The sequence below is a fragment of the Ectothiorhodospira sp. PHS-1 genome, assembly GCF_000225005.1.
In the GTDB taxonomy this organism is placed as follows: domain Bacteria; phylum Pseudomonadota; class Gammaproteobacteria; order Ectothiorhodospirales; family Ectothiorhodospiraceae; genus Ectothiorhodospira.
This window is the reverse complement of the sequence record NZ_AGBG01000050.1, coordinates 1-7,081: the sequence shown is the minus strand read 5'-3', so window position 1 is coordinate 7,081 and position 7,081 is coordinate 1. Positions and strand designations below refer to the sequence as shown.

Below are 7,081 nucleotides of genomic sequence, written 5' to 3'. Positions count from 1 at the left end.
ATTGTACCACTGCCGGATGGCATCGCGATCCAGACCAGGCAGCTCGGGGGCAAACACCGTATCGAGATCTTCATCGGTGTAGCCGCAGAGGGTGGTGAACTCGGGTAGTAGGGTGATGTCGCGCAGGTTGTTCAGCCCCGAGAACAGGCTGACCTTGCTGAACTTGGATACGCCGGTGAGCAGCACCAGGTGCAGGTGCGGATCGGCATCCTTGAGCACGCTGTAGAGGTTCTTCAGGCCTTCGCGCAGTTCGCGGGCGCGCTCGGGATCGCGAATGTTGTCCAGGACGGGCTTGTCGTATTCGTCGATCAGCAGCACCACCGGCTTGCCCGTTTCCTGGTGAGCAAGCTCCAGCAGATCCGAAAATTCACCGGGAATATCCGCCCTGGGCGTGGCAGCCAGCGTGAAACGCTCCCGATGCTTGCGCAGCTGATGGCGAATGCGCTCGTCCAGCTCGTCGCGGCTGCGCATCACACCGCTGCCAAAACTCAGGCGGATCACCGGATGGACGGTCTTCCAGTCCCAGCGGTCGTGGATGTACAGCCCCTCGAAGAGTGACCGACGGCTTTCAAACAGGCAGCGCAGGGTGTCCAGCAGCAGGCTCTTGCCGAAGCGTCGGGGACGGGAGAGGAAATAGTACTTGTTCTGGTGGACCAAGCGCTCGATGATCGGCGTCTTGTCCACGTAGTAATAGCCCCCCTCGCGGATCTCGGAGAAGGTCTGAATCCCGATGGGGAGTCTGAGGCGCTGATCAGTAGCCATGCAGGCCTCCGGAGTGAAGCGTCATGCTCGCGGGAGTTTATCACAGCCGCCGGGAAGCCCCTGGCATTCTCACTCTATCGGGTCCGTCAAGAGCGCACTCAAAAGCGCCTGCCCCTCTCGCCTCTCCTTCCCTCCCCACCGTGGGCCGCAGCTAAGGCACCAAGTCGTCCATATCGACCTCCAGGGCCTCGGCCATCGCCTTGAGCAGGCGCACCGAGGGCTTGCGCTGCCCGCTCTCAATCTGGGAGATGGCGGGCACACTCACACCGCAGTGCTCGGCCAGGGCCGCCATGGTCAGGCCGCGGTACTCGCGCCAGACGCGGATGGGGTTTTCATCGAGCAGCCGCTTGATGATCGCGTGCGGGATCGTCTCTTCGCCCTGAGCCGCCTCAATGGCCTGGATGTCCTCGCGGTCCTCCAGGGCCTCGGCCATGCGGAGATACTCGTCATAGGGCACCACGGCCCACTCGGGCCGGCCGTCCTTTTCGATGATCTGCACACTCATTGGTAGGCACCTCCGCAGTCGCTAATACGTAGCCGGTAGCCGGGATGATCGGTGAGCTTTTTCACCTGATTGGTCAGGCTCTCCGGGTCACCGGTGAGCTGATCGACCTTGTCGCTGATCAGACGGGCGACGTTGCGCGGCAGTCTGCGCATCGTCTTGGTCGCCTGCTTGCTGAACGTCACCGTGTACATGGAGGCATGTTAACCATTAGTTAACTTGGTGTGAAGAACAAGCAAGGTAGTGGACAAGCAAGTGCCTGTCCCACCTGCTTTCCCCGCGAAAACGGCGGGCACCTGGCCTGCCGGCTCCCATGAGAGGTGGCGCCACCACCAGAAGAAAGGCAGGCACTCCTGGCTGTGGGGGTGTTACTGGTAGTGGTAACGAAAGGGATCGGTCTCCACGCCGATGGCGGAGAGACGAATGATCAGCAGGGACTGCATCGAAGATTCCAAAATGGGAGCGACGGCATTTTACCCCAGCCACGGGGGTGGTGTTTTCCGGCACTACTCGCCAACCCCTGCCCGGAACCGCCAGGCCAGCCACGCCAGCGGCAGATAGGCCAGCAACACCCCAAGCACCCCATCCAGCCACCCCAGGACCACCAAAACCCCCAGGGGTAGCAGCCAGAACAGATTCAGGGCGCCCACGGCCAGGGACACCGGCGGATGCCGCCCGAGTCGGCGAGCGGCATGCTGATAGGCATGGCTGCGATGGGCCTGATGGAACGGCACCCCCCTCACCACCCGACGGACCAGGGTCAGGGTGGCGTCCACCACAAACACACCCAACAGAATCACCCAGGCCCAGAACAGTTCCGGCGCCACCCACGCCGCCTGAATCGACAACAGACCCAGCATCAGACCCACGAACCCGCTGCCCCCGTCCCCCATGAAGATCCGTGCCCGAGGGAAATTCCAGAACAGGAATCCGGCACAGGCGGCGGCCAACACCCCCGTCACCCCCGCCGCGGGCAGGCCGGCCTGTCCGACCGCCAGCCACGACAGCAGGACGGCCCCGACACAGACCGTGACGGCCTCAATACCCGCAATGCCGTCGATCCCGTCCATGAAGTTGTACAGATTGAGCACCCAGACCAGATACACCATGGCCAGCAGATGGCCAGCCCAACCCATGTCCCAGACAGCCCCCATCATCGGCAAGGGCGGCAGTCCGCCCAGCCAGACCAGCCCCCAGCCAGCCGCTGCAAAATGCGTCAACAGCCGCCACGACACGCGCACATGGCCATGGTCATCCAGCCAGCCGACCAGGGCCACCAGCAGGCCGCTCCCCCAGAGTCCGATCAGGGCGCCGGCCTCCAGCCATCCGAGCAGCCAGAGCACCGGCAACATGCCCAGCACCACCAGCACGATCGCCAGCCCCCCGCCCCGGGGCGTGGGCAGGCGATGAGAACTACGGGCATTGGGCACGTCGAGCAGATTTCTGCTCAAGGCATAGCGACGCAGGATGCCGGTCAGCCACAGGCAGAGCGGCGCGGCCACCAGGATCAACAAGAGACCTGCCGACATGGATGAGACACCTGACATGATGAGGGTTTGAACAACCGATGAAGTTCAGACGGGGCGGTGATGGTATGCGCCGGACACCATGCGGCTCAACCCTGTTTCCAGCGATACCGGAGGCACCCATCCCAGATGGTCACGCAGGTGACTGTCATCCACCTGCAGGCTGTCGCACAGCCGACCCAGTTCCCGACCGCGCCCGAACAGGCGCCCCATCCGCTGCAACCACCGGGGAGATACGGAAATCAGCCGGGGCCGGCGTTCCATCTCCGCCGCCAGCAGGCGTATCAGTGCCGGGGTGGAAATATCCCGGCCATCACTGACCAGGTAGGTTTGGCCGCTGGCGCCGGGATGATCCGCACACAGACGCAACACATCCACCAGATTATCCAGCCCCACCAGGCTGCGCCGGTTATCGATGCCCCCCAGGGGCAAGGGAATACCCAGGCTGATCCAGCGCATCAGACGCGCCAGATTGCCCTTTGCGCCGGGGCCATGGACCAGTGGAGGCCGGATCACCACCACCTCCAGCCCGGTTTTTGCGGCCACCTCCCACAGGACCTGCTCCGCTTCCCACTTGGACCGGCCGTAATCATCTTCAGGGACAGGCACGTCATCGACGGTAAAGGGGCGATCCGGACGAGAGGCTTCTCCGTGCACCTTGACCGAACTGAGAAAGACCAGACGACGCACCCCCATCGCGGCGGCCCTTGCTGCCAGATGCCGGGTGCCGAGCACGTTCACCTCACGAAAAGCCGTTGCCGGGTCCCCACTGGTTTCATCCATGACATGCACCCGGGCAGCGGCGTGAATGACCACCTCCACCCCTTCCAGAACCCGCCAGTCCGTATCCGGCCCCAGATGGCCCACGGCCATATCCCGGGGATGACGGAGCTGGCGCACCAGACGGAGCACCTGCCTGCCCTCCCCTGCCAGCGCATCGCACAGCGCCGTCCCCACAAAGCCACCGGCACCGGTGACTGCGATCCGCAAGGATGGATTCATCATTTTGCGCGAGAAACCCCGCCCTTCAGGCTGGGCAGGGATAGCGCATCGTGCTCGGCACGACCACGCGGCCCAGGTCGCGTCCTCCTGTGTCAGTTTAACGTTGAAAAAGTATAGCCATAGTCGTCCACCCGTTTCAGCACCCCGTACCACACCCTGTCGGGTCTGGATGGTGAAGGCGAATATGGGGGGGGGGAGAAGCCAGGATCAATGCCTGAACAACGTGTCCAGGCGTCAGGCTCGGATCGTCTCCACATCAAAAGCCACGATCTGCCGCCTTTCGCGGGAGAATTCCACGCCGATCAGGTGAATGGGCTTGCCGGTGGCGCGGTATTTGTCGGCATAGCCTCTGGCCTTGATCTGTTCCAGGGCCTTGCCTTCGGGCAGTTGCTCCACCACCTTGAACTCGAACAGGTAGATGTGCCCGGCAAAGTCCACCGCCATGTCCACCTTGCCGTGGTGGCTGGAGTCTTCCACCGTGACCTGCCCCCCCAGGGCCGCAAAGTGGCTGTAAAACACACTGGCATAGTGCCCTTCGTATTGGGCGATGGGGTTGTTGCGGTACCAGTCGTGAGGCAGGCCCGCATAGAGGGACTTGAGGTGGTTTTCCAACCCGGCCAGGTCATGGTTGCGCAGGTGGGTAAACAGGGTTCTGCGCTCCCGATGCTTGCGCAGCTGATGGCGAATGCGCTCGTCCAGCTCGTCGCGGCTGCGCATCACACCGCTGCCAAAACTCAGGCGGATCACCGGATGGACGGTCTCCCAGTCCCAGCGGTCGTGGATGTACAGCCCCTCGAAGAGTGACCGACGGCCTTCAAACAGGCAGCGTAGGGTGTCCAGCAGCAGGCTCTTGCCGAAGCGTCGGGGACGGGAGAGGAAATAGTACTTGTTCTGGTGGACCAAGCGCTCGATGATCGGCGTCTTGTCCACGTAGTAATAGCCCCCCTCGCGAATCTCGGAGAAGGTCTGAATCCCGATGGGGAGTCTGAGGCGCTGATCAGTAGCCATGCAGGCCTCCGGAGTGAAGCGTCATGCTCGCGGGAGTTTATCACAGCCGCCGGGAAGGACCGCTAATGCTCATGCTTCACGGCGGGTGAGCCCCAGTCATGAAAGAGACGAGAACGCGACTTTCTCAATTCATGGTCACCCAACTCAGGCGATCTGCAACGCCTTGAGAATCGGCAACTGTTGATCGGCAAAGACCTGGGCCTGCTCGGTAAGCTCGGCCAGGTTGGCGTTCGCATCCTCCAGTGCCTTGCCGTCCTTGACCAGGCGTTGTCCCTGCAGGGACAGGATCTCCCAGACGAATCCAGCCCACTCCTGAGGCTGTTTGTGTCCCCGACAGCGGGCCAGCAAAAATAGCTGCTGAAAGCGCGGCACGGAGATGCCGCCCCCGGTGACAGGGCTGGCCAGATGGCTCAGGTCATTGCTGCCGCGGGCTTTCATCATCAGGTGGCTGTTGAGCCGGTCGGTGCACTTGCGCGCCTTGCTGATAACGGCTTCCTCCTGCGCCGGCAGCAAGGCACCCGTGGCGCTGAGGACCAGCGCCGCCTGGAGTACCTGCGGGAAGCTGATGCCGGTGTCCTTGAGGGCCTTTTCCAGTTGACCCAGGGTACGCGGCCGATGGTCGGCCAACTGCTCCAGGAAGGGGCGGTACACGCTTTCCTGCAATGTGGCTTCCCCCAGGCTGCCGCTCACCTTCAGGCTGACATCGGCAGCAGGCTGCACTTCGTGGGCCAGATAATGACGGTTCTGCTCCTTGATTCTATTGATCCGCTCAGCGATTTGTGGATTGGCGCGGACGAAAGCCGGATTCGCTGCCAGCAGCTGATCAGCAAAGGCCAGAGCACTGTCGATACGGCTGACGATACCCGCCCCGTCGGCCCCCAGCACCTCGGCGTGCTCGATGAGCAGATCACGCATGGGTACCATGGCGGCCCAACCGGGTTGGGTGTTATAGCTGATGTACAGCACCCCGCCTACCCTGAGCTTGCGACGAAGAAAATCCACGATCACGGTCCGGTTCTCATCCGAAATCCAGCTCCAGATGCCATGCAGACCGATGTAATCGAAATCGGGCAGGTCATCACGGGCGCAGAACTGCACGAAGGACTCGTCGCTCAGATTCGCTCCACTCCCGGCCACCTGAGCCAGTTTTCGGGCAAAGCCTGCCTGGGACGGATTGAAGTCGGTGCCGTGCCAGTGCGTCATGCCGGCCGCCGCGTGCAGGTTCACGCTCAAGCCTTGCCCAAAGCCCAGCTCACAGGCCGCACCCACTGCGGGGGGAACCAGACCGGCATTGAGAAAGGCCAAGTGCAAGCGCAGGGGATTCAGCTCTGCGTAGTAGCCGTAGGTGTAGCCGATGTCGGCCACATAACCGGCGGTCCAGTCGCTCATGGGGCTTACCTGTTCACGGGAGCCTGTGATCCGGGCTCGTTCAGTGGAAATCGAATTTCAAGGTGTCGCCGTCCTCACCAAAAAGGGTATCGAGGCTGGCGGGAGCAGAGGTAACCTTGGCGTGTGCTTCGGCCAGTTTACCCAGTGTCTGGATGTGCTGCATGGACAGCAGCTGGCAGTAGATGAGCGGAAGCGCACCGGTTTGGCGGAGGGCATCGAAGGCATCCCTGTCGAGGGCATTGAGGGCCTCTTCATCAATCCGATAGAGCCCCTGGATGGCTTGTTCGCCGGACTCGGTTTTTATCTTCAGCGGCCAGGGCACGATCAGCCCATGCGCCTCCAGCGCGGCACACATCCCCGGCGTCAGTTCGCGGTTATTGCGTACCTGCCGCAGAAAGCTGAGTACATCCTTGAGCGGTTTTGCGGGTTCTCCGGTATCCTCAAAAAATGCTTCCTGCTCATTCTCGCCTACCAGACCGCTGTCGGTATCCACGCAGAGCACAAGCTGATCATCGGCGGCCTGGGCCAGGGCAAAGGGATAGCCGCGATAAGCGGCCGGCGTATAGGGTCCGATCCAGCGGCCATCAGGTGCAACCAGCAGGTTCTGTCCGGGCTTGAAGCCTTGCAAGACCGCGGGAATGAATGCCTCGTTCTGCCTGATGAAAGCGATGGGCAGACTCATGCAGGCCCTGGCCAGCTCCTGCGCCACCAGCGGAGCAACGGCATCCTGTGCCGCAAACCGGTAACTATCGAAGCGCTTCCAGCGCAGGTGGGCAAAGTCATTTTTGGTAATGGCCTGATAATTGGGCATGAGCTTTCAATTCACCTCGGTCGTCACGAATGGTACCAGTCTAAAGCGTTCTTCGGCCCACTGAAAAGCGAGTTCCAGTTA

The 7,081-nt window shown here is 62.1% G+C and carries 8 protein-coding genes; all 8 read right to left on the bottom strand.

The features are described 5' to 3' along the window. The coding region (locus tag ECTPHS_RS13205; protein ID WP_008933258.1) for an AAA family ATPase at nucleotides 1-762 on the bottom strand (762 nt) is incomplete at its 3' end. A gap of 151 nt (nucleotides 763-913) precedes the next feature. Continuing rightward, nucleotides 914-1,267 (bottom strand): helix-turn-helix domain-containing protein, encoded by a 354-nt coding sequence (locus ECTPHS_RS13200; protein WP_008933257.1) that lies wholly within the window; start codon nucleotides 1,265-1,267, stop codon nucleotides 914-916. Next, nucleotides 1,264-1,419 (bottom strand): type II toxin-antitoxin system RelE/ParE family toxin, encoded by a 156-nt coding sequence (locus ECTPHS_RS14865; protein ID WP_168044675.1) that lies wholly within the window; start codon nucleotides 1,417-1,419, stop codon nucleotides 1,264-1,266. The genes ECTPHS_RS13200 and ECTPHS_RS14865 overlap by 4 nt, the downstream gene beginning before the upstream one ends. A gap of 351 nt (nucleotides 1,420-1,770) precedes the next feature. After that, a complete protein-coding gene (locus tag ECTPHS_RS13190) occupies nucleotides 1,771-2,793 on the bottom strand; it encodes a glycosyltransferase family 4 protein (protein ID WP_008933255.1) in 1,023 nt (340 codons plus the stop codon). A gap of 45 nt (nucleotides 2,794-2,838) precedes the next feature. Next, nucleotides 2,839-3,780 (bottom strand): SDR family oxidoreductase, encoded by a 942-nt coding sequence (locus tag ECTPHS_RS13185; protein ID WP_008933254.1) that lies wholly within the window; start codon nucleotides 3,778-3,780, stop codon nucleotides 2,839-2,841. Between the two features lie 246 nt (nucleotides 3,781-4,026). Beyond that, nucleotides 4,027-4,800, bottom strand: a complete 774-nt coding sequence (locus tag ECTPHS_RS13180; protein WP_008933253.1) for an AAA family ATPase — start codon at nucleotides 4,798-4,800, stop codon at nucleotides 4,027-4,029. A gap of 144 nt (nucleotides 4,801-4,944) precedes the next feature. After that, nucleotides 4,945-6,189, bottom strand: coding sequence for a class I SAM-dependent methyltransferase (locus tag ECTPHS_RS13175; RefSeq protein WP_008933252.1), 1,245 nt, complete (start codon nucleotides 6,187-6,189; stop codon nucleotides 4,945-4,947). A 40-nt stretch (nucleotides 6,190-6,229) separates the two neighbouring features. Next, the gene (locus ECTPHS_RS13170) at nucleotides 6,230-7,000 is read right to left on the bottom strand and encodes a SapC family protein (RefSeq protein ID WP_008933251.1); all 771 of its coding nucleotides are present in this window, start codon (nucleotides 6,998-7,000) and stop codon (nucleotides 6,230-6,232) included. Nucleotides 7,001-7,081 lie beyond the last annotated feature (81 nt).

Excerpts from the sequence above, each read along its gene's own strand:
- ECTPHS_RS13175 (WP_008933252.1), bottom strand. The coding sequence starts at position 6,189 with ATGAGCGACTGGACCGCCGGTTATGTGGCCGACATCGGCTACACCTAC.
- ECTPHS_RS13170 (WP_008933251.1), bottom strand. The coding sequence starts at position 7,000 with ATGCCCAATTATCAGGCCATTACCAAAAATGACTTTGCCCACCTGCGC.
- ECTPHS_RS13190 (WP_008933255.1), bottom strand. The coding sequence starts at position 2,793 with ATGTCGGCAGGTCTCTTGTTGATCCTGGTGGCCGCGCCGCTCTGCCTG.
- ECTPHS_RS13200 (WP_008933257.1), bottom strand. The coding sequence starts at position 1,267 with ATGAGTGTGCAGATCATCGAAAAGGACGGCCGGCCCGAGTGGGCCGTG.
- ECTPHS_RS13180 (WP_008933253.1), bottom strand. The coding sequence starts at position 4,800 with ATGGCTACTGATCAGCGCCTCAGACTCCCCATCGGGATTCAGACCTTC.
- ECTPHS_RS14865 (WP_168044675.1), bottom strand. The coding sequence starts at position 1,419 with ATGCGCAGACTGCCGCGCAACGTCGCCCGTCTGATCAGCGACAAGGTC.